17 protein-coding genes are annotated in these 20,119 nt (G+C 69.0%); 6 read left to right on the forward strand and 11 right to left on the reverse strand.

Annotated elements, in window-relative coordinates:
- Positions 1–37 precede the first annotated feature (37 nt).
- On the forward strand, positions 38–2,344 hold the full coding sequence (locus tag C0012_RS08550) for an FdhF/YdeP family oxidoreductase (RefSeq protein WP_110589032.1): 2,307 nt from the start codon (positions 38–40) through the stop codon (positions 2,342–2,344).
- Between the two features lies 1 nt (position 2,345).
- Positions 2,346–3,197: a formate dehydrogenase accessory sulfurtransferase FdhD gene (fdhD, locus tag C0012_RS08555; RefSeq protein ID WP_110589031.1), complete on the forward strand. Its 852-nt coding sequence runs from the start codon at positions 2,346–2,348 to the stop codon at positions 3,195–3,197.
- A 27-nt stretch (positions 3,198–3,224) separates the two neighbouring features.
- Here the strand turns inward: fdhD and C0012_RS08560 are convergent, their stop codons facing one another.
- Positions 3,225–4,163: an epimerase gene (locus C0012_RS08560; protein WP_110589030.1), complete on the reverse strand. Its 939-nt coding sequence runs from the start codon at positions 4,161–4,163 to the stop codon at positions 3,225–3,227.
- A gap of 195 nt (positions 4,164–4,358) precedes the next feature.
- Here C0012_RS08560 and C0012_RS08565 point away from each other — a divergent pair, with 195 nt between their 5' ends.
- The 4 genes from C0012_RS08565 to C0012_RS08580 are packed head-to-tail and all read left to right on the forward strand — an operon-like array spanning position 4,359 to position 7,982.
- Positions 4,359–5,279, forward strand: a complete 921-nt coding sequence (locus tag C0012_RS08565) for a hypothetical protein (RefSeq protein ID WP_110589029.1) — start codon at positions 4,359–4,361, stop codon at positions 5,277–5,279.
- Positions 5,276–5,791 (forward strand): KdsC family phosphatase, encoded by a 516-nt coding sequence (locus C0012_RS08570; RefSeq protein ID WP_110589028.1) that lies wholly within the window; start codon positions 5,276–5,278, stop codon positions 5,789–5,791. The genes C0012_RS08565 and C0012_RS08570 overlap by 4 nt, the downstream gene beginning before the upstream one ends.
- Positions 5,788–6,660, forward strand: coding sequence for an N-acetylneuraminate synthase family protein (locus C0012_RS08575; RefSeq protein ID WP_110589027.1), 873 nt, complete (start codon positions 5,788–5,790; stop codon positions 6,658–6,660). Before C0012_RS08570 ends, C0012_RS08575 begins: the two co-directional genes overlap by 4 nt.
- Entirely contained in the window at positions 6,657–7,982 is a 1,326-nt protein-coding gene (locus C0012_RS08580; protein WP_110589026.1) for a DUF6716 putative glycosyltransferase, read from the forward strand. Before C0012_RS08575 ends, C0012_RS08580 begins: the two co-directional genes overlap by 4 nt.
- Positions 7,983–8,000: 18 nt before the next feature.
- On the opposite strand, the gene C0012_RS08585 is transcribed toward C0012_RS08580, so the two are convergent.
- The 10 genes from C0012_RS08585 to C0012_RS08630 form a co-directional block, all read right to left on the reverse strand.
- Positions 8,001–8,852 (reverse strand): hypothetical protein, encoded by an 852-nt coding sequence (locus C0012_RS08585; RefSeq protein WP_110589025.1) that lies wholly within the window; start codon positions 8,850–8,852, stop codon positions 8,001–8,003.
- Positions 8,853–8,864: 12 nt separating this feature from the next.
- Positions 8,865–9,497 carry an NUDIX hydrolase gene (locus tag C0012_RS08590; protein WP_232527865.1) on the reverse strand — a complete coding sequence of 211 codons (633 nt, stop codon included), beginning with the start codon at positions 9,495–9,497 and terminating at the stop codon, positions 8,865–8,867.
- A gap of 53 nt (positions 9,498–9,550) precedes the next feature.
- Positions 9,551–11,467, reverse strand: coding sequence for an N-acetylglucosamine-specific PTS transporter subunit IIBC (gene nagE, locus C0012_RS08595; RefSeq protein WP_110589023.1), 1,917 nt, complete (start codon positions 11,465–11,467; stop codon positions 9,551–9,553).
- 97 nt (positions 11,468–11,564) lie between these two features.
- Positions 11,565–13,211 (reverse strand): ABC transporter ATP-binding protein, encoded by a 1,647-nt coding sequence (locus C0012_RS08600; RefSeq protein WP_110589022.1) that lies wholly within the window; start codon positions 13,209–13,211, stop codon positions 11,565–11,567.
- Positions 13,208–14,155, reverse strand: a complete 948-nt coding sequence (locus C0012_RS08605) for an ABC transporter permease (protein WP_110589021.1) — start codon at positions 14,153–14,155, stop codon at positions 13,208–13,210. The genes C0012_RS08600 and C0012_RS08605 overlap by 4 nt, the downstream gene beginning before the upstream one ends.
- A 59-nt stretch (positions 14,156–14,214) precedes the next feature.
- On the reverse strand, positions 14,215–15,300 hold the full coding sequence (locus tag C0012_RS08610; RefSeq protein WP_198411103.1) for an ABC transporter permease: 1,086 nt from the start codon (positions 15,298–15,300) through the stop codon (positions 14,215–14,217).
- A gap of 92 nt (positions 15,301–15,392) precedes the next feature.
- Positions 15,393–17,012, reverse strand: a complete 1,620-nt coding sequence (locus C0012_RS08615; protein WP_110589020.1) for an ABC transporter substrate-binding protein — start codon at positions 17,010–17,012, stop codon at positions 15,393–15,395.
- Between the two features lie 161 nt (positions 17,013–17,173).
- Positions 17,174–18,043: a 3-methyladenine DNA glycosylase gene (locus C0012_RS08620; protein ID WP_110589019.1), complete on the reverse strand. Its 870-nt coding sequence runs from the start codon at positions 18,041–18,043 to the stop codon at positions 17,174–17,176.
- Between the two features lie 5 nt (positions 18,044–18,048).
- Positions 18,049–19,344: a M18 family aminopeptidase gene (locus C0012_RS08625; protein WP_110589018.1), complete on the reverse strand. Its 1,296-nt coding sequence runs from the start codon at positions 19,342–19,344 to the stop codon at positions 18,049–18,051.
- 32 nt (positions 19,345–19,376) lie between these two features.
- Complete coding sequence (locus C0012_RS08630) at positions 19,377–20,090, reverse strand: SOS response-associated peptidase (RefSeq protein WP_110589017.1); 714 nt, start codon at positions 20,088–20,090, stop codon at positions 19,377–19,379.
- Positions 20,091–20,119: the final 29 nt, after the last annotated feature.

The raw sequence follows: 20,119 nt of genomic DNA on the forward strand, positions 1-20,119 counted from the left end.
ACCCTCACGTTCGCCCCGGGCGCTTACCATGGGAGACATGGTGACGAGGCCTCCTGAGCACGACATCGACGAGTCGAAGCTGACCGTCGGAGAACCGAAGACGCAGGCTGTCGGTGTGCCGGCCGTCCTGAACTCCCTGAAGATCGCCGTCGATCAGATGGGCCTCGCACGCAGCGCCCAGACGCTGCTGCAGGTGAATCAGAAGGACGGATTCGACTGTCCGGGATGCGCCTGGCCGGAGGAAGACCGCCGGCACGTCGCCGAGTTCTGCGAGAACGGCGCGAAGGCCGTTGCGGAGGAGGCGACGGTGCGCCGCGTCGGACCGGAGTTCTTCGCCGAGCACTCGATCGACGAACTGCGCTCCCACGACGACTGGTGGCTCGGGCAGCAGGGTCGCCTCACGCATCCGATGATCCTCGACGAGGGGGCCAGCCACTATCGCCCCGTGTCGTGGGACGATGCGCTCGACATCATCGCCGACGAGCTGCGCGCACTCGACGACCCCGACGAGGCCGTCTTCTACACGTCCGGGCGCACGTCGAACGAGGCCGCCTTCGTCTATCAGCTGCTCGTGCGCGGCTACGGGACGAACAACCTCCCCGACTGCTCGAACATGTGCCACGAGTCGAGCGGATCCGCGCTCGGCGCAACCTTGGGAATCGGCAAGGGCACGGTGTCGATCACCGACATCCACGATGCCGAGCTGCTGATCGTCGCGGGCCAGAATCCGGGCACGAATCACCCGCGCATGCTCTCGGCGCTCGAGAAGGCGAAGCAGCGCGGCGCAAAGATCATCGCGGTCAACCCGCTGCCCGAGGCGGGTCTGCTGCACTTCAACAACCCGCAGACGCCGCGCGGCGTGATCCTCGGCGGGACGGCGCTCGCCGATGACTTCGTGCAGATCCGCCTCGGAGGCGACCAGGCGCTCTTCCAGGCGATCGGAAAGCACCTCATCGAAGCGCACCGTGACCACGGCGGCGTGCTCGACACCGACTTCATCAACGCCCACACTTCCGGCTTCGACGCGTATGCGAGCGAGGTCGAGGGCGTGACGTGGCCCGACCTCGAGTCGGCCACAGGGCTCACCGAGGAGCGCATGCGGGCGATCGCCGAGCAGGTGCGCTCGTCGGGCAAGACGATCGTGTGCTGGGCGATGGGGCTCACGCAGCACAAGCATTCCGTGGCGACGCTGCGGGACGTCGTGAACGTGCTCCTGCTGCAGGGCAGCATCGGGCGTCCCGGCGCTGGCGTCTGCCCGGTGCGCGGCCACTCGAACGTGCAGGGCGACCGCACGATGGGCATCTACGAGAAGCCCCCGGAGGACTTCCTCGCCGCGCTCGACGAGGAGTTCGCCTTCCGCGCGCCGCGCGAGCACGGTTTCGATACGGTGCAGGCGATCCGCGCGATGGATGCGGGCCACGTCCGCGTGTTCCTCGCGGTCGGAGGCAACTTCGTCTCGGCGACGCCCGACACCGCCGTCGTCGAACGGGGGATGGCGAAGACCGACCTGACGGTGCACGTCTCGACGAAGCTCAACCGCTCGCACGTCGTCACGGGGCGGCGCGCGATCATCCTCCCGACGCTCGGGCGCACCGACAGGGATCGACGCGGTGGCGGTGAGCAGCGCGTCACGGTCGAGGACTCCATGGGTGCCGTGCACGGGTCCCGCGGGCGCCTCGCGCCGCCGTCGGAGGACATGCTCAGCGAGGTCGCGATCCTCACGCGGCTGTGCGAGCGAGTGTTCGCGGGACGCGACGACGCGCCGCGGGCCGACTGGACGGAGCTCGAGAACGACTATCGCGCGATCCGCGACCACATCTCGCGCGTCGTTCCCGGCTTCGAGCGCTACGAGGAGCGGATCCAGAAGGGACGCACCTTCTATCTGCCGAACGCACCCCGCGACGCCCGTCGATTCACGACGGCGACCGGCCGAGCCATGTTCACGGCAAATGAGCTCGAGTTCCCGCGGATTCCCGAGGGGCGCCTCCTGCTGCAGACGCTGCGCTCGCACGATCAGTACAACACCACGATCTACGGCAAGGACGACCGGTACCGCGGCATTCATGACGGCCGACGCGTGGTGCTCGTCCACCCTGACGATATTCGGGCCCAGGAGTGCGTCGACGGCGAGATCATCGACATCGTGTCGGAGTGGGCGGGGCCGGACGGTATCGAGGAGCGCCGCGCCGAGGGCTTCCGCCTGGTCGCGTACGACACCCCGCGCCGCAACGCCGCCGCGTACTACCCCGAGACGAACGTGCTCGTCCCTCTCGAGTCGTTCGCCGACGTGAGCGGGACGCCGACGTCGAAGTCCATCGTCGTGCGGTTCGAGAAGCGGGTCTGAGATGGGGCGCATCACCGCGCGCCGACCCGTCACGCGCATCGTGCTCGGTGCGGAGCCCCGGCGCCGCCCGGACGCACTCGCGGTCGAGGAGCCGCTCGAGATCCGCGTCGGCGGCGATCCGCTGTCGGTCACGATGCGCACTCCGGGCCACGATGTCGAGCTCGCGACCGGGTTCCTCCTCTCGGAGGGCGTCGTCCGGGACGGATCCGGCGTGGCCGCGGCGATCCACTGCGGCGGGCCCGGCACGGGTGGCGAGGAGAACACCTATAACGTTCTCGATCTGACCCTCGCCCCGGGCGTGGCTCCGCCGACGCCCGAGATGGCGCGGAACGTCTACATGACGAGTTCGTGCGGTGTCTGCGGGAAGGCGTCGATCGACGCCGTGCGCACCGAGTCGGCGCACACTGTCGACGCCGATCCGCTTGTGATCGATGCCGAGATGCTCGCGACGTTCCCCGACGCGCTCCGCGCGCAGCAGGCCGCGTTCGACAAGACCGGCGGACTGCACGCGGCGGCCCTCTTCGACGGGACGACGGGCGAGCTGCTCGTTGTGCGGGAGGATGTCGGGCGCCACAACGCGGTCGACAAGGTCGTCGGCTGGGCCGCGATGAACGGCCGGATCCCGCTGTCGGGACACGTGCTCATGGTGTCGGGACGCGTCGCCTTCGAGCTTGCCCAGAAGGCCGTCATGGCGGGGATCCCGATGATCGCCGCTGTGTCGGCGCCGTCGTCGCTCGCTGTCGAACTCGCCGCCGAGACGGGGTTGACGGTCGTGGGCTTCCTCCGCGGAACCCACATGAACGTCTACGCGGGGGAGCACCGTGTGCGCGTACCTGCGCGCGCCGTGACATGAGACGCGATCCCCCGTGCGCTCGCGGCCTCAGCGCCGCACGAGATCGGCGAGCGCGTCCGCCAGACGGGGGAACCGGAACTCGAAGCCGCGGTCCTCGAGCACGGTCGAGGTCGTGTGACGCCCCGTGAGTGCCAGAAGGGGATCCGTTCGCAGGGCCACGGCCGCGAGACGCAGGATGATCTCCGGCGTCGGGAGGGCGAGGGGCTGGCCGACGGCCTCGCGCAGGCATCGCATGAGCTCGTCGTTTCGCACGGGGTGGGGTGACGCGGCGATGACGGGCGCGTCCGGCAGATCCATGCGCGGAGACAGACCGAGACCGGCGCGCGCGATTCGCAGCCAGTCGTCGATGTGGATCCAACTGAACCACTGCGTACCGGCGCCGATGGGCCCGCCGAACCCCAGCCGCGCAGGCAGGAGCAGCCGATCGAGCGCCGGGGTGTGCGCGTCGAGAACGATCGAGGTGCGGATCGTCACGCGGTGCGCCGCGTGCGCGTCCCGGGCGGCGGCCTCCCAGGGGCGCACGATGCCGGTCATCTGGGGGAGCCCGTCGACGGGATCCGGTGTGTCCTCCGTGATCTGCTGCTCGCCGGCGTCGCCGTAGATCGCCGTCGTCGACGCCTGCAACCAGCGATCGACCGGGCGAGAAACGCGCCGGGAAGCCTCGACGAGCGCCTCGGTCGCCTCCACACGAGACGTGCGGAGGGCGCGGATGTTCTCCTCCGTTGGACGGCAGTCGACCGGCTTCCCCGCCAGATTGACGACCGCGATCTCGCCGTCTGACTCGAGCGCATGGGCCCACGAGGGGACATCGCGCGGGTCCCATCCGATCTCGACGGCGCCGGGCGGCGGACCGCCTGAGCGCCCGGGTGTCCGGGTGAGGACGACGACCTCATGATCGCGACGCACGAGATCGGTCGCCAGAGCGCGACCGAGGGAACCGGATCCGCCGGCGATGACGATCTTCATACGCGCGAGTCTGCCACTCGGGCGCGCATGCGAACAATGCGGATCGCCTGGCGTCTTTCCGTTCGTTCGAGCACCCCATGATTCACGATCGATTCACCCCCGCGTCACCGAGAAGGGCGGCGCGGTTCACCCTCCTTGCGGACACTGTGCCGACGGGCTCGTCAGAGCCTTCACCGCACATCCTCCGGAGGACGCATGCCAAAGGCCGTTGCCCCGGTTGCCTGGGTCGAGTCGCCTCTGCAGATGATCGGCGCCGCGGAGTGGGCGCACGCCCACGGCCGGCGCGTCGACCTCGCGGGTCGCCTTGCGGTGCAGGTGGAGACAACCGCCGCGGAACTCACCTCTCGCGGAGCGATGTTCGGCGAGCAGGCGGGCTTCTATGGGATCCCGTGGCGCATGCTCCGCAGCCACGAGCACTGGCTCGTCGGCGACGGATTCTCGGGACAGTTCCGCCTCGCGGTCGCGCTGCTGCGCCCGCGACGTCTGACGTTCCTCGACGATGGCCTGGGCGCGGTCGCGTTCGCCGACGCGCTGACCGGCGCCCGCTCATACTCGCGGCCCGGCGTGGCGGAACGGGGGGTCACACGCCGGGTCGCGCCTCTCGCCCTTGACGCGGTGCGGCTGCGTGCCGCGGCGGGTGCCGTGGACATGTTCACTGCGTTTCCGCTGGGCGAGGAGCGCGAACGCCGACTCGCCGATCTGGGCGTCGGCATCGAGAAGCATGCATTCCCCTGGCTGCGCGGCACCCGTCCGAGTGCGCGCATCGGCGAAGCGCTGCCGTGCGATCGCGTGATCCTCGGCAGTGCGCGCGTCGTCGACGGGCATATGTCCGCGGAGGAATATCTCGCCTGGGTGGGCCAGGAGGGGCGCCGCGGGCCAGCCTGCTACCTGCCGCATCGACGAGAGAGCGAGGAGATGCTCCTCGAAGTCTCCCGCGTGGCCGGTGTTCGCATCGTGCGTACCGGCCTCCCGATCGAGCTCGTGCTCGCGGGTCGTGCGCGTCCGCTGGAGATCGCGACGCAGCCGTCCAGCGCGGCCGTGACGCTGCGCCGCGTGCTCGCGGGAACGCAGAGCCTCGTACGCGAGGCGGGGGAGACACGGGAGATCGCCCGGTGACAGGCGAGGTCGTCGCGATCGACGTGGACGCCGTCGTCACCGATTTCGATGGCGTCCAGACGGATGACACGGCGTCGCTGAGCGAGGACGGCGCGGAGAGCGTGCGCGTGAGCCGCGCCGACGGCATGGGCGTGCGCCTGCTGCGCGAGGCGGGGATCCCTGTGCTCATCCTCTCGACCGAGACGAATCCCGTCGTGTCCGCACGCGCGTCGAAGCTGCGTGTCGACGTGATCCAGGCATCGGGCGATAAGCGTGCGGCGCTCGAGGAATGGGCTGCCCGCGCCGGGATCCCGCTGTCGCGGATCGCCTACGTCGGAAACGACGTCAACGACCTGGGCGCCCTGGATGCGGTCGGCTGGCCGATCGTCGTCCCCGGGGCCCATCCGCTCGCCACGGCGAGCGCCCGCATCGTGCTCGCCCGTCCGGGCGGGCACGGAGCTGTCCGCGAGGTGGCCGAGCGCGTGCTCGCCGCGCGGGCGGCGCAATCACCACGAGAAGGGATGAGCGCATGAGCGTCACCATCGGATCGCGTCAGGTCGGGGGAGGCGCACCGGCCTTCGTCATCGCGGAGATCGGCCTCAACCACAATGGGTCGGTCGAGCTCGCGAAGCAGCTCATCGACGTGGCGGCCGATGCCGGCGCCGACGCCGTGAAGTTCCAGAAGCGCACGCCCGAGATCTGCACTCCCGAGCACATGCGCGATACGCCTCGTGACACGCCGTGGGGAACGATGACGTACCTCGAATATCGCCACCGCGTCGAGTTCGGCCGCGACGAGTACATCGAGATCGGTGACCACGCCGTGATGCGCGGGCTCGAGTGGTTCGCGTCGCCCTGGGACGTGCCGAGCGTCGAGTTCCTCGAGGATCTGGGCGCCGTGTGCCACAAGGTCGCGTCGGCGAGTGTCACCGACATCGAGCTGCTCGAGGCCCTGCGGGACACGGGGAAGCCGATCATCCTGTCGACGGGCATGTCGACCATGGCGGAGATCGACCGAGCGGTCCAGGTGCTCGGAACGGACGGCCTCGTCGTGATGCATGCGACGTCGACCTATCCGATGGAGCCGGAGGAGGCGAATCTGCGCATGATCCCGGTTCTGCGGGATCGCTTCCCCGGAGTGCCGATCGGGTACTCGGGCCACGAGCGCGGCCTGCAGATCTCTCTCGCCGCGGTCGCCGTCGGCGCCGTCGCAGTCGAGCGCCACATCACCCTCGACCGCACGATGTGGGGATCCGATCATGCGGCTTCCCTCGAGCCCGGCGGGCTCGCGACGCTCGTTCGCGACATCCGGATCATCGAGTCGGCTCGTGGCGACGGTGTCAAGCGCGTCTTCCCGGGGGAGGAAGCGCCGAAGGCGAAGCTGCGGCGCGTCGGCGCGTGACGCGGCCCCTCGGGCGGCCGCTGCGGATCGTGGCGGTCACCGAGACCGACTCGTACGTGAAGTGGGCGGCCGCACTGCTCGGGGGAGCGCGCGCGGAGGGGCGGCTCATCGTCCTGGACACGCAGCTTGTCGTCAGTGACGCGCAGCTGGAGGCCGCTCTCGCGGGGACCGGGCTGGCGACCAATCGGGTCGCGCGGTGCACTTTCGACGAACTCGCAGGGGAGCTCCGCGGAGCCGACGTCGTTCTGGCGGCGGCCCGAGGGCCCGTCGGGCGCGTGGTCGCCCGGGTCGCGGCGGGGCTCGATCCCCGGCCCGTCATCGCGACGGGGCTGCCGGGTATCTCGATCCCCGCGACGTGGCTCGCCCTGCATTTCCGTCGCGAGTGCGATGTGTTCCTTCTCCATTCGCATCGCGAGATCCGGGACTTTCGCGAGCTGGCGGCGCTGCGGGGGATCACACAGCGATTCGCCCTCGCGACCCTCCCCTTCGCACGCGCGGTGAAACTCTCGGGGGAGAGCACCGCATCGTCGAGCATGTTCTCCGAGACATCGATCGCCTCAAGCGCGGCCTCCGCCGTCATCCTCAGCTCCAGCCGCGCGGACGGTGCACGCCCCGATGGGTCGGGCACGGATCTCGTGTTCGCGGCCCAGGCCATCGTGCCGCGCGAACGCGACGACCGTGTGCGGATGGCGCGGATCCTCGTGCGCGCGGCGCGGGCCGACCCCTCGCGCCGGGTGGTGCTGAAGCTGCGGGGCAGACCGGGAGAGCAGCAGACGCATCGCGAAGATGACGCGTATCCGGATCTGCTTGCCGAGATGCCGGACGTGCCGCCGAATCTCGTGACGTCGTACGAGCCGATGTCACGCGCCCTCGAACGGGCTGAGGGTCTCGTCACGGTGAGCTCGACGGCGGCGATCGAGGCGGCCGCGCAGGGCGTGCCGGTCATCGCGCTCGATGCCTTCGGCGTGGATCCCTCGCTCATCAACATCGTGTTCGAAGGCAGCGGGCTGCTCGCGGGGGAGGACGACGTCGTCGCACGTCGGTTCCGGCGGCCCGATCCGGCGTGGTTGCGCGACAACTACTTCCACGACCCGGTCGATGACACCTGGGAAGAAGTCCTTGATGAGTTGGTCGCGCGGCGCCGTGGCGGTGAGCTGGATCCGCGTCCGGCGCCCCGCGCGATCGGCGGGCGGGCACGCGCGGCGTGGGAGCGCCGCATCGCCCTCGGCAACCGCGACCGCTCTCTCGCCGGGCGCGCCGTCTTCGCGATCGGCGTGCCGGTGCGCGCGGTGCTGCGCGGGGTGCGGCGCCTCACGCCCTGAGGCCCGGCGGGAGAACCGTCAGCAGGCGAGCTCGCTGCGAAGCCGTGCGATGTGCCGAGCCGTGATGTCGTCTTCGGCGACTCCCTCGTCGAAGCGCGGCCGCTCGCGGATGACCCGGAACGGCACTTCAGGAACGTCGCCGAAGGGACGCACATCGAGGTGGGTCGTGTCGTAGCCGGACTCGTGGAGCTGCGCCGACATGTCGTAGTCCTGGCCGGAATCTCCGGCCGTGAACCATCGCCGGGGCGGGGTCATCTGTGCGGAGATCAGATCGAGGGCGCGCCGGGCGCCGAGCGCCTTGCCGCTTGAGACGTGCTCGACATCGACCGAGATCACGGTCGGATAGATCGTGATGGCGTCGCCGACGTCGAGACGATCGATCTGCTCTTCGATGGCTGCGACGAGCTCGGTGCGGCGGGCGACGAATGTCTCGTTCGGCACCTCGACGTGCTGTTCGAGGGAGATCATCGTGCGCTTCGTCTCATCGAAGAAGACGACGTCTCGGAATCGCTCGGCGACTTCGCGGCCGGCCGCGACAAGGGCAGCGGGAGGGGCGACCGCGTCATCGCGCTGCACCTCGCCGACGGTCGCCTCGCCGCCGGTTGAGTCAAGAGCGAACCACGTGCCGCCCTTCTCGCCGACGCCCCACACCGGGTCCTCCGCTCGCAGGCCGGCGGCGACGAGGGGCGGGATCACGCGGTCGCGAAGGAAGTCGGTCGATCGACCCGTGTTGAATACGACGGGGCATCCGGCCTGCGCGATCGCGACGAGATCGGGCGCGAGAGTCGGCACGCGCAGCGTGCGGGTCTGGGTGCTCGAGAGAGGTCCGTCGACATCGAGGAGGAGGCCGAGGGCAGGGGAATCGGTCACCGGGCCATTCTGTCAGCCCAGCGGCACCTCGCGCGTCTGATCCCACGGCTCCTCCCAGCCGAGACGAGCGAGCAGACGGTCGAGGAGACCGGCCGTGAAGCCCCAGATGAAGCGCTCCGCGCCGTCGACCTCGAGAATCCAGCCCGGGCCGCGCCGCGTCTCGGCACCCTGGCGGATCGTCCACGTCACGCGGTTCGCGGGGTCGAGAAGATCGGCGACAGGCGCGCGGAACACCGCGGACGACTCGGCCGCGTCGACGGGGCGCACGGGGGTCGGCTGGTGCCACCATCCGACAACAGGCGTGACGACGTGGTTCGAGAACGGCAGCGGCTGTTCACCGAGGCGTCCCAGGACTTCGACGCCGGAGGGATCGAGACCCGTTTCCTCCCACGCCTCGCGAAGGGCAGCGCTCTCCACGCTGTCGTCGCCCGGATCCACGCGTCCCCCGGGGAAGGCGACCTGACCGGCGTGCGATCGGAGCGTCTGGGCGCGCGTCAGAAGCAGGACGTCGAGATCAGCCGAGACGGCCGCATTCCGTGCGCGATGCTCGGCGGGGAGGCGATCGAGCACGCCGAACAGGATGAGCACGGCGGCGGGGCGGGCACGGTCGACGTCGAACGCGTCGACCTCGGGCAGGTCCCAGATCGGATCCGGACCCGCCCGACGGAGGAGGTCGCGCAGCTGCGCGTACGCGGTGCTCAGAGGAACTCCACGATCGCGTGCTCGTCGTTCAGGACGACGACCGGCGTGATCGTCGGGAGACCCGCGGCGCGGATCTTCTCGAGGTCGACGCGCAGAAGCGGCGTGCCCTCGTCGATCGTGTCGCCGGTCGATACGAGTGTCTCGAACCCATCGCCGCCCATGCCGACCGTCTCGAGCCCGACGTGGATGAGGATCTCGGTGCCCTCATCGGTCACGATGGCGACGGCATGCCCCGTGTCGAAAACGTGCCCGACGCGGCCCGGAGCGGGTGCGACGACCGTGTCTCCCGTCGGCTCGATCGCGAGCCCCGGGCCCATGATCTGCTCGGCGAAGGTCGGGTCCGGCACCTCCGAGAGCGGCTTCACGGTTCCCTCGATCGGCTGCCGGAGCGTCAACACCTGGCGCGCCGTCTCAGTGCGGATCGTGTCAGTGGCGGGCGTCGCGGCGGGGGCGTCGGGCGCGGGCGCGTCGATGCGTCCGGCCATGATGCCCTCCATGGCGTCCTTGACGAACTGCACATTGAGTCCGTAGACCACCTGCACCGCCGTGCCGCCGGGTTTCATGGTGCCCGCGGCTCCGGCGCGCTTGAGAGCGGCCTCGTCGACCGCCGAGACGTCGGCGAGCTCCATGCGCAGGCGGGTCGCACAGTTGTCGAGGCTCGTGATGTTCGCGGATCCGCCGAGCGCGTCGAGGAACCGCGCCGCGGTCGCGGCGAATCGTGCGTCGCCGCCGGACGCGGTGTCCTCCGAATCGGGAAGCGCATCCTCGTCCTGCCTCCCGATCGTCTTGAGCTGCCACTTCCGGATCACGAAGGCGAAGACGAGGAAGTAGATGATGAACCAGCCGACGCCCATCAGCAGGATGATCCACGGGTTCTGCGCCATAGGGTTCGACCACCCCAGGCCCAGATCGAGCGCGCCGGCCGAGAAACCGAAGCCCATGCGCACGGGGAGGAGCGCCGTGAGGAACATCGAGATCCCCGTGAACAGCGCGTGGATCACGTACAGGACAGGGGCGAGGAACATGAACGAGAACTCGAGCGGCTCGGTGATGCCGACGAAGAACGACGAGATGGCCGCCGAGAACAGGATGCCCGCGGCGACCTTCTTCTGCGTGGACTTCGCCGTGACGTACATGGCGAGCGCGGCGCCCGGCAGGCCGAACATCATGATCGGGAAGAACCCGGTCATGTACTGACCCGTCACGCCGTAGGTCCCCTCGCCGCTCAGGAAGTTCGGCAGATCGTCGATTCCCGCGACGTCGAACCAGAAGACCGAGTTGAGGGCGTGATGGAGGCCGGTCGGGATGAGGATCCGGTTGAAGAAGCCGTAGATACCCGCGCCGACGGGGCCCAGTCCGAGGATCCACTCGCCGAATCCGACGAGGCCCTGATAGACGAACGGCCAGAGGAACAGAAGCGCGAGCCCGATGACGAGCGAGACGCCTGCAGCGACGATGGCGACCGCGCGCTTGCCCGAGAAGAAGGCGAGCCAGTCGGGCAGCTGGACATCCTTGAAACGGTTGTACGCGAACGCGCCGACGAGGCCACACAGGATTCCCGTGAACGCGTTCTGGATGTTCTCGAAGGCGGGATCGACATCCGCGGCCTCCATGCCGAGGAAGTCCCCGACGGTCTCGGGAGCGAGCAGAAGCGTGACGACGAGCCACGAGACGAGGCCCGCAAGGGCCGACGTTCCGTCCGACTTCTTCGCCATGCCGATCGAGACGCCGACCGCGAAGAGGATCGCGAGATTGCCGATGATCGCGTCGCCCGCGGCCGTGAGGAACACCGAGACGATGTTGTCGCCGGCCGTGCGCGAGATCCAGCTCCCGACGCCCATCAGGATCGCTGCGACGGGCATGACGGCGATGGGCAGCATGAGCGATCTGCCCAGGTTCTGCATGAACTTCATTTCGAGTCTCCGAGTCGGGTCGCGAGAGAGAATGAGGTGAAGATATCGACCTCCGGGCGCCGGCGACAGGGGGCTGCGCCGGGCGCCCGGCCCGGGGTCAGATGATACGGCGCCGCTCGTCGCGACGGGCGGCCTGCTCCGCGGGATCGGGAACCGGCAGCGACGCGATGAGGCGCCGCGTGTAGTCGTTCTGCGGATCCCCGAGGACGTCGGCCGTGAGCCCCTGCTCCGCGACGCGCCCGTTCTTCAGCACCGCGATGCGGTGCGCGAGGAGGTCGACCACCGCGAGATCGTGGGTGATGAACAGGCACGCGAAGCCGAACTGCTCCTGGAGTTCCTGGAACAGCTCGAGCACCGTCGCCTGTACCGACACGTCGAGCGCGCTCGTCGGCTCGTCGGCGATGAGCAGCTTCGGGTTCAGGGCGATCCCGCGCGCGAGCGACGCGCGCTGACGCTGACCGCCGGAGAGCTCGTGCGGGTACCTGCGGGCGAAGTCGCCCGGGAGGCGCACGGCCTCGAGCAGCTCGACGACCCGATCCTCGGCGTCCTCGACGGTCGACGCCTCGCCGTGCACAATGAGGGGCTCGGCGACGCACGCGCCGATCGTCAGCAGCGGATTGAAGCTCGACGCCGGGTCCTGGAACACAAACCCCAGGTCCTTTCGATGCGGGCGCAACTGGCGTTCGCGAACCCCGTTCATCTCGACCCCGAGCACCTCGAGAGATCCGCCCGTCACGGTCGTCAGGCCCGCGATCGCGCGCCCAATCGTCGACTTGCCGGATCCGGACTCGCCGACGAGCCCGAGAACCTCGCCGGGGCGGATGTCGAAATCGACGCCCCGCACGGCGCGGAAGCCGTGCGCCCCGAAGCGGCCCGGGTACTCGATCTCGAGCCCGCGCGCCGCGACGAGGGGAGTGGCCTCAGGGTCGCCCGTCCACGTCCGGTCGGCGATATCGAGGCGCGGGACGGCGGCGAGGAGCGTCTTCGTATAGTCGGCCTGCGGTGCGTCGAACAGCTCGGCGGTCGGGGCGGTCTCGACGACGTCGCCGCGATACATGACGCACACGCGATCGGCGAGATCGGCGACAACGCCCATGTTGTGCGTGATGAGCAGGATCGCGGTGCCGAACTCGTCGCGCACGACCCGCAGGAGGTCGAGGATCTCGGCCTGGACCGTGACGTCGAGCGCCGTCGTCGGCTCGTCCGCGATGAGCACCTTCGGCCCGAGGGCGAGGGCCTGCGCGATGACGATGCGCTGCTTCTGCCCTCCCGAGAACTGGTGCGGGTAATCATCGACGCGCTTCTGCGGATCCGGGATCCCGACCTTCTCGAGGATCTCGATCGCGCGCCCGCGCGCGGCTTTCCTCGAGATCTTCTGGTGGGCTCGCAGGCCCTCCGCGATCTGCCACCCCACGGGAAAGACCGGGTTGAGGGCGGTCATCGGCTCCTGGAAGATCATCGCAGCCTCGGTGCCGCGCAGCTCGCGCAGGCGGCTGCCCGACAGGGTGACGACGTCGGTCCCGTTCACGACCACGGCGCCCGTCGTGGTCGCAGTCTCGGGCAGTAGCCCGAGGAGGGTGCGCGCCGTGACGGTCTTGCCGGATCCGGATTCGCCCACGATCGCGAGCACCTCGCGCTCGCGCACTTCGAGGTCGATTCCGTGCACGACGTGCACGTCGCCGCCGTCGGTCGCGAAGGTGACGTCGAGGTTCGAGATTTCGACGGGGAGCTGGTTTGCGCTCATACCGCGACCTCCTTGTTCTGCTTCTTCGCGCGTCGGCGCGTACGCAGGCGCGGATCGGCGAGATCGTTGAGGCTCTCGCCGACGAGCGTGATGCCCATGACGACGAGAACGATGGCGAGTCCGGGGAACACGGCTGTCCACCAGCGCCCGGCCGTGACATCCTCGACGGCGCGGTTGAGGTCGTAGCCCCACTCCGCCGCCTGGGTCGGCTCGATTCCGAAGCCGAGGAAGCCGAGGCCCGCGATCGTCAGGATCGCCTCGGAGGCGTTGAGCGTGAAGATCAGCGGGAGGCTGCGGGTCGCGTTGCGGAGGACATGGCGCAGCATGATTCGCCACGTCGACGCGCCGACGACGCGGGCCGACTCGACATACGCCTCGCTCTTGATGCGCACGGTCTCGGCGCGCACGACACGGAAGTACTGCGGGATGAACACGACCGTGATCGAGATCGCGGTCGCGAAGATCCCGCCCCACAGCGTCGACTGCCCCGCCGAGATGACGATGGCCGCGACGATCGCGAGCAGGAGCGACGGGAACGCGTAGACGGCGTCACAGATGACGACGAGGATCCGATCGAGCCAGCCGCCGAGGTAGCCGGACACGACGCCGAGGAGGATGCCGAGGAAGAGGCTCATCACGACGGAGACGACGATGACGAGGAAAGCGGTCCTGGCGCCCCAGAGCACCCGGGAGAACACGTCGTAGCCCGCAATGGTCGTGCCCCAGATGTGCTCTGCCGACGGTGCCTGCCGCGGGGTGAAGGTGCCCGCGTCGTCAGACAGCTGCGCATAGCCGAACGGGGCGATGAACGGGGCGAACACCGCGACGAGCAGGAAGATCACGCAGATCACGAGACCCGCGATGAGCATGCCGCGCTGCAGACCGACGGCCTGTCGCAGATCCTTGATGACCGGGATTCGATCGAGCAGGGGAGTGCTTGCCATATCAGTGCCTCACCTCTCGCGCTGTGGGCACTGCGCCGATGAAGGTCGTGCGGGGCATGTCAGTACCTCACCCTCGGGTCGATGAACGCCGCGATGATGTCGACGATGAAGTTCGTGAGCGCGACGATCACGGCGAGCAGGGCGACGATGCCCTGCACGGCGACGAAGTCGCGCGACTTGAGGAACTCGCTCAGCTGATAGCCGAGGCCCATCCACTCGAAGGTCGTCTCGGTGAGCACGGCGCCGCCGAGCAGCACGGCGATCTGGAGGCCGATGACGGTGATGATCGGGATGAGCGCGGGCTTGTAGGCGTGCTTGCGCACGAGGCGGAACTCGCTCACGCCTCGCGAGCGCGCGGCGTCGACGTACGGCATCGAGAGCGTGCCGATGACGTTCGTGCGCACGAGGCGCAGGAAGACGCCGGCCGTCAGGAGGCCGAGCGCGAGGCCGGGGAGGATCGCGTGCGCGAGCACGTCGCTGATGAGCGACCACTGCCCCGTGCGCAGGGCATCGATCGTGTAGATGCCGGTCGCGCCATCGATCCGCCCGAGCTGCAGCTCGACGCGCGGCGAGGCGCGGCCGGAGCTGGGCAGCACACCGAGCCAGACCGAGAACACGAGCTTGAACAGCAGGCCGGCGAAGAACACGGGGGTCGCGTAGAAGAGGATCGCGAGGACGCGCAGGACGGCGTCCCCCCAGCGATCACGGATCGCGGCCGCGAGCATGCCGAGAGGGATGCCGACGACGAAGGCGATGATCAGTGCGTAGAGCGCGAGCTCGAGGGTCGCTCCGCCGTAGCGCAGCAGCACGCTCGTGACGGTCTGGCCGTTGATCGTCACGCCGAAGTCGCCCCGCGCGATATTGCCGAGGTACTCGAAGTACTGCACGATGAGGGGCCGGTTGTAGCCGGCCGCCTCGATGCGCTCGGCGAGCTGCGCGGGCGTGAGCTGGCCGCCGAGAGCGGCGGTGATGGGATCACCTGTCACGCGCATCATGAGGAACACGGTCGTGACGAGGATGAAGATCGTCGGGAAGATGAGCAGGAACCGGATCAGCACGTAGCGCCAGAGCGACGTGCCGCCGGATCCCCTTTTCTTCTTCGGAGGCGCCACCGGTGCGTCGGAGGCGAGGGCGGTTTCTGCCACGGGGGAGTCCTTGTGGGAATCGGGTGGAGCATGGATCCGGGGCGGCTCGCCTCATGGGCGACCCGCCCCGGATCCGCTCTGTCGGGTGCTGGTCAGCGCGTGAGCGACGACATGCGGAGCTTGAACGACGCGTCGAGGACGACGCCCTCGACATCGGCCGCGGTCACGGCGACCTGAGCGCCCTGCAGGTAGGGAACGGTCGAGAGGTCCTCGGCGACCTTCTGCTGGATGTCGCCGATGAGCGCCTCGCGCGCAGCGGGATCGGACTCGGAAGCCTGGTCGGAGATGAGCTGGTCGACCTCGTCATCGGCGTAGTGGTTCACGAGGAAGTTCTCCGAGCGGAAGAACGGCGTGAGGTAGTTGTCAGCGTCCGAGTAGTCGGGGAACCAGCCGAGCTGGTAAGCCGGGTAGACGTCGCCGACGCGGTCATCGGAGTACTGCACCCACTCGGTGCCGGCCAGCGTCACGTCGAAGAGGCCATCGGCCTCGAGCTGCTGCTCGATCAGTGCGTATTCGTCGGCCGAGTTCGGGCCGTAGTGGTCGGGGCTGTACTGGAGCGAGAGCTCGACGGGCGTCTCGACACCCGCGTCCGACAGGGTCTGCTCGGCTGCCTCTGCCGAGGGTGCGCCCTGACCGTCGCCGTACATCTCCTTGAGCGGCTCGGTCGCGCCGGCGAAGCCCTCGGGGACGTACGAGTAGAGCGGCGTGAAGGTTCCGTCGTAGACCTGCTCGCTCAGCGCCTCGCGGTCGATGAGCGACGCGACGGCCTGGCGCACGGCCAGCGCCTTGTCGGGATCCGCGTCCTCGGTCTCAGCGCCGTACGGCTGGGTGTTGAAGTTGAAGACGATGTAACGGATCTCGCCACCGGGGCCGTCGTGGATGGCGAGGCTGTCGTCACCGGAGAGGTCCTCGACGTCGCTCGGTGACAGGCTGCGGTAGGCGACGTCGACGGAGCCGTCTTCGACGGCGAGCTTCAGGTTCGACGACTCGGCGTAGTAGTTGATCAGCACGCCGTCGTTCGCGGCGGGCTCGATGAGGCCCTCATAGTTCTCGTTGGGCGTCAGCTCGACGAGCTCGTTGAACGTGTAGTCGGTGATCGAGTACGGCCCGCCGAACGCGTTCGCCTCGACGATGTCGTCGTCGGGGGTGACCTCGTCGGCCGAGAAGGTGTCCTCGTCAACGATGGCGCCCGGGAAGCTCGTGAGCACGTGCGGGAACGTCTGGTCGTCGGCGTTGGTGAGGTGGAAGACGACGGTCTGCTCGTCGGGGGCCTCGACTGAATCGAGGTTGCCGAGAAGCGACGACGGCCCGTTCGGGTCGGCGATCGCGAGCTGGCGATCGAACGTGAACTTCACGTCGCTCGAGGTGAGTTCGTTGCCGTTGGCCCACATCAGCCCCTCGGGGAGGGTCACCGTGTACTCATTCGGTCCGGTGAACTCGGCGGTCTCGGCGAGGTCGGGAACGACGTCTGTGCTGTTCGGGGCCGTGTTGACGAGGTACGGGAATACCTGCGTCTGCAGCGTGAGGGAGCCGTTGTCGTACGACCCGGCCGGGTCGAGGTGCGTGACGGAGTCGGTCGTGCCGACAAGGATGTCGTTGCCCGTCGCGCTGTCTCCGCCGTCAGTGCTCGCGCAGCCGGCGAGCGTGATGGCGGCGACCGCGGGAGCGGCGACCAGCAGGGCGCGTCTGCGCGCATGCGTCGTGAGGTTCATTCGTGCCTCTTCTCGAAGATGCCGTGTGCTGTGTGTCACCGCGTGTCGGTGACAGGGTTTTGTCAAAATTTACACAGTCGGCTACCAGGGAGGAATCGAAAGCAGATATCGATCGTGTGAAGATTGAGCAGAATGCACGTGGACGAGTGTCGCGTCGCGCGTTATGCGACGAGTTTCGAGGATCCCTGCCATGCGTCGAGGAGCGCGCGCCGCAGGCGATTGCCGCGCTCGGCGAACGCCCGCTGCCGGTGGACGTACTCGGCCTTTCCTTCGGCGGTCTCGATACGCACCGGGTCGATCCCGAACGCGCGGAGATCGTACGGCGCGGCCTCCATGTCGAGCCGCCGGATGTCGCGCGCGAGTTCGAAGGCGTCGAGGAGCAGATCGCCCGGAGCCAGCGGCCCGAGCTTCGCCGTCCACTTGTAGACGTCCATCCCCGCGTGCAGGCACCCCGGCTGCTCCCGTTCCGGCTGCGTCTCGCGGTCGAGCGGCGCGCGATTGCGGGGCACGGCGTCGGGGGTGAAGAAACGGAAAGCGTCGTAATGCGTGCAGCGGAGCTCATGCGTCTCGACGACCTCGTCAGTCTCCTGCTGGCCGAGGCGCAACGGCTGCGGGTGTCGGTGCTCCGACTGCCGGTAGACCATCGCCCACTCGTGCAGGCCGAAACAGTCGAACTGGCCCGGGCGTGAGGCCGTGCGGCGCAGCATGATGTCGATGAGACGCGCCAGTGCGGGCTTCTCCCGCGCGAAACCCTCGGCATCGGGCGTCACGGACCTGTTCGTGTCGCCGGGGCGATACCAGCGCCATTCGGCGCGCGGCTCGCCGGACGCGTCGAGCAACGTGACGCCCGCCCCCGGATGCCAGCGGCGAAGGAGGGATGGCTTGAACGAGTAGTAGGTGAACAGGAAGTCCCAGACCGGGTGCTTCTCGCCTCGCCGCGCGCGGGCGCGGTGGGCGGCGGTGAGCGCGTCGGCCCGCTCCTCGTGGATCCGCTCGCGCTCCCGCCACTCCTCCCGCGTCAGCTCGAACATCCGGATCAGCGCGCGAGCACGGCGCTCATCGCGCGGGACAGGAACCAGGGGTCCACGACAGCGGTGAGCTCGCGGGCCGAGTGCATCGAAAGGATCGGCACGCCCACGTCGACCGTACGGATGCCGAGGCGCGTCGCCGCGATCGGGCCGATCGTGGATCCGCACGGGACGGTGTTGTTCGAGACGAACTCTTGCGTCGGCACGCCCGCCGATCGGCAGGCCGCGTTCCAGGAGGCGGCGCCGTGCGCGTCGGTCGCGTAGCGCTGGTTTCCGTTGATCTTGAGGATCGGCCCGCCGCCCGCGACCGGCTGATTGGCGGGATCGTGCCGTTCGGAGTAGTTCGGGTGCACGGCGTGGCCGACGTCGCTCGAGACGTGCAGGGAGCGCGCGAAGCTGCGGGCGCGGTCTTCGTCCGAGCCGCCGAGGGCGCCCAGGATCCGTGTGAGGACTTCCTCGTGGAACGGGCCGGCTGCGCCCGTGCGGGAAGCGGATCCGATCTCCTCGTGGTCGAAGGCCGCGAACATCGCGATGTTCTCGGCGGGCCGCGCCTTGAGGATCGCGGTGAGCCCCGCGTGCGTCGACAGCAGATTGTCGAGGCGGCCGCTCGCGAACAGGGCCTCGTCGGCGCCGAAGGTGCGCGGCGTCTGGGTGTCGGCGGCGACGATGTCGAAGCCTCCGATCTCGTCGGGGGCGACGCCCGCGTCTCGCGCGAATCGGGCGACGATGTCGGCAGACTCAGCATCGCCGAGGCCCCACACAGGGGTCGTATGGCGCTGCTTGTCGAGCGTGAGCCCGTCGTTGACCTGGCGGTCGAGGTGGATCGCGAGCTGCGGGATCCGCGCGATCGGCCCCGTGCGCACGAGATGCTCGTCTCCGGACGAGGTGACGATGCGCCCCGCGAGCTCGAGCTCGCGGTCGAGCCACGAGTTGAGGAGCGGTCCGCCGTACACCTCCCAGCCGAGCTGCCACCAACCTCCCGCGCCAGTCTTCGTGGGCTTCGGCTTGAGCTTGAAGCTCGGGGAATCGGTGTGCGCGCCGACGATCGAGAACGGCGTCGTCGCTCCGGCGCCATCGGGCAGCGCGAACGCGATGACGGATCCTTCACGCAGGACGACGTATCGACCGCCCGGCTCGATCCGCCATGCTTCCGTCTCGTCGAGCGCCGTGAAACCCGCATCGACGAGGCGGCGGAAGCTCTCGTCGGCGGCATGGTATGAGGAGGGCGACGCGGTCACGAACGCGGCGAGATCGTCGATGTGGGTACGAGCTTCTGCGGGAATCGGTGAGGTCACACCATCCATTGTCGCGCGGATCGCACGGGAGCAGTCCGAGATCAGCCGGCGACGGGATCGATGAAGGAGGGGGAGTCGCGCCGTACATCGCCGACGGCACGGTCGACCTCGTGCCACGCGAGCGATTCGCCCACGCGGGGCGCGTCGTCGATCATCGCATCGAGGACGTCCCGTGGCGCCTCCGCATGAGGATCGAGCCACGCATCGGCGTGCGCGGTGTCGAGGAAGACGGGCATGCGGTGGTGGACGGATCCGAGGGCGCCGACGCCGGAACGGGTGAGGATCGTGAAGCTCAGCACCCAGCGATCGGGTTCGTCATCGCTCTTCTCGCGATCCTTCCACCACTCGTAGAGCCCCGCGAACAGCATCGGCTCGCCGCCTTCGGGATGGATGAACAGCGGCACCTTGCCGTCGTCGGTCGTCTTCCACTCGTAGTAGCCGGTCGCCGGGATGACGGCGCGGCGTCCCGCGAGGGCCGGCGCGAACATGCGCTTCTGCTCGAGTTCCTCGGCGCGGGCGTTGAACGCGCGCCGTCCGAGCGAGAGATCCTTCGCCCAGCCGGGGACGAGGCCCCACCGGGCCGATTCGACACGCCGAGTCGGCGGGTCGGTCTTGGTGGAGTCGAGCACGATCGCGGCCCGCTGTGTCGGGGCGATGTTGAAGCTTGGCGCGGGCAGATCGTCGGCGATATGGTCGGCGCGCAGTTCTCCCACGAGCTCGCTGCCGACCCGGGCTACGACGAACCGTCCGCACATGTCTCGAGCCTACGACGGGGGCGCCGCTC

The organism is Microbacterium suaedae (assembly GCF_003254645.1).
Classification (GTDB): Bacteria; Actinomycetota; Actinomycetes; order Actinomycetales; family Microbacteriaceae; genus Microbacterium; species Microbacterium suaedae.

Excerpts from the sequence above, each read along its gene's own strand:
- C0012_RS08550 (WP_110589032.1), top strand. The coding sequence starts at position 38 with ATGGTGACGAGGCCTCCTGAGCACGACATCGACGAGTCGAAGCTGACC.
- fdhD (WP_110589031.1), top strand. The coding sequence starts at position 2,346 with ATGGGGCGCATCACCGCGCGCCGACCCGTCACGCGCATCGTGCTCGGT.
- C0012_RS08560 (WP_110589030.1), bottom strand. The coding sequence starts at position 4,163 with ATGAAGATCGTCATCGCCGGCGGATCCGGTTCCCTCGGTCGCGCTCTG.
- C0012_RS08565 (WP_110589029.1), top strand. The coding sequence starts at position 4,359 with ATGCCAAAGGCCGTTGCCCCGGTTGCCTGGGTCGAGTCGCCTCTGCAG.
- C0012_RS08575 (WP_110589027.1), top strand. The coding sequence starts at position 5,788 with ATGAGCGTCACCATCGGATCGCGTCAGGTCGGGGGAGGCGCACCGGCC.
- nagE (WP_110589023.1), bottom strand. The coding sequence starts at position 11,467 with ATGAAGTTCATGCAGAACCTGGGCAGATCGCTCATGCTGCCCATCGCC.
- C0012_RS08600 (WP_110589022.1), bottom strand. The coding sequence starts at position 13,211 with ATGAGCGCAAACCAGCTCCCCGTCGAAATCTCGAACCTCGACGTCACC.
- C0012_RS08605 (WP_110589021.1), bottom strand. The coding sequence starts at position 14,155 with ATGGCAAGCACTCCCCTGCTCGATCGAATCCCGGTCATCAAGGATCTG.
- C0012_RS08615 (WP_110589020.1), bottom strand. The coding sequence starts at position 17,012 with ATGAACCTCACGACGCATGCGCGCAGACGCGCCCTGCTGGTCGCCGCT.
- C0012_RS08620 (WP_110589019.1), bottom strand. The coding sequence starts at position 18,043 with ATGTTCGAGCTGACGCGGGAGGAGTGGCGGGAGCGCGAGCGGATCCAC.
- C0012_RS08625 (WP_110589018.1), bottom strand. The coding sequence starts at position 19,344 with ATGGATGGTGTGACCTCACCGATTCCCGCAGAAGCTCGTACCCACATC.
- C0012_RS08630 (WP_110589017.1), bottom strand. The coding sequence starts at position 20,090 with ATGTGCGGACGGTTCGTCGTAGCCCGGGTCGGCAGCGAGCTCGTGGGA.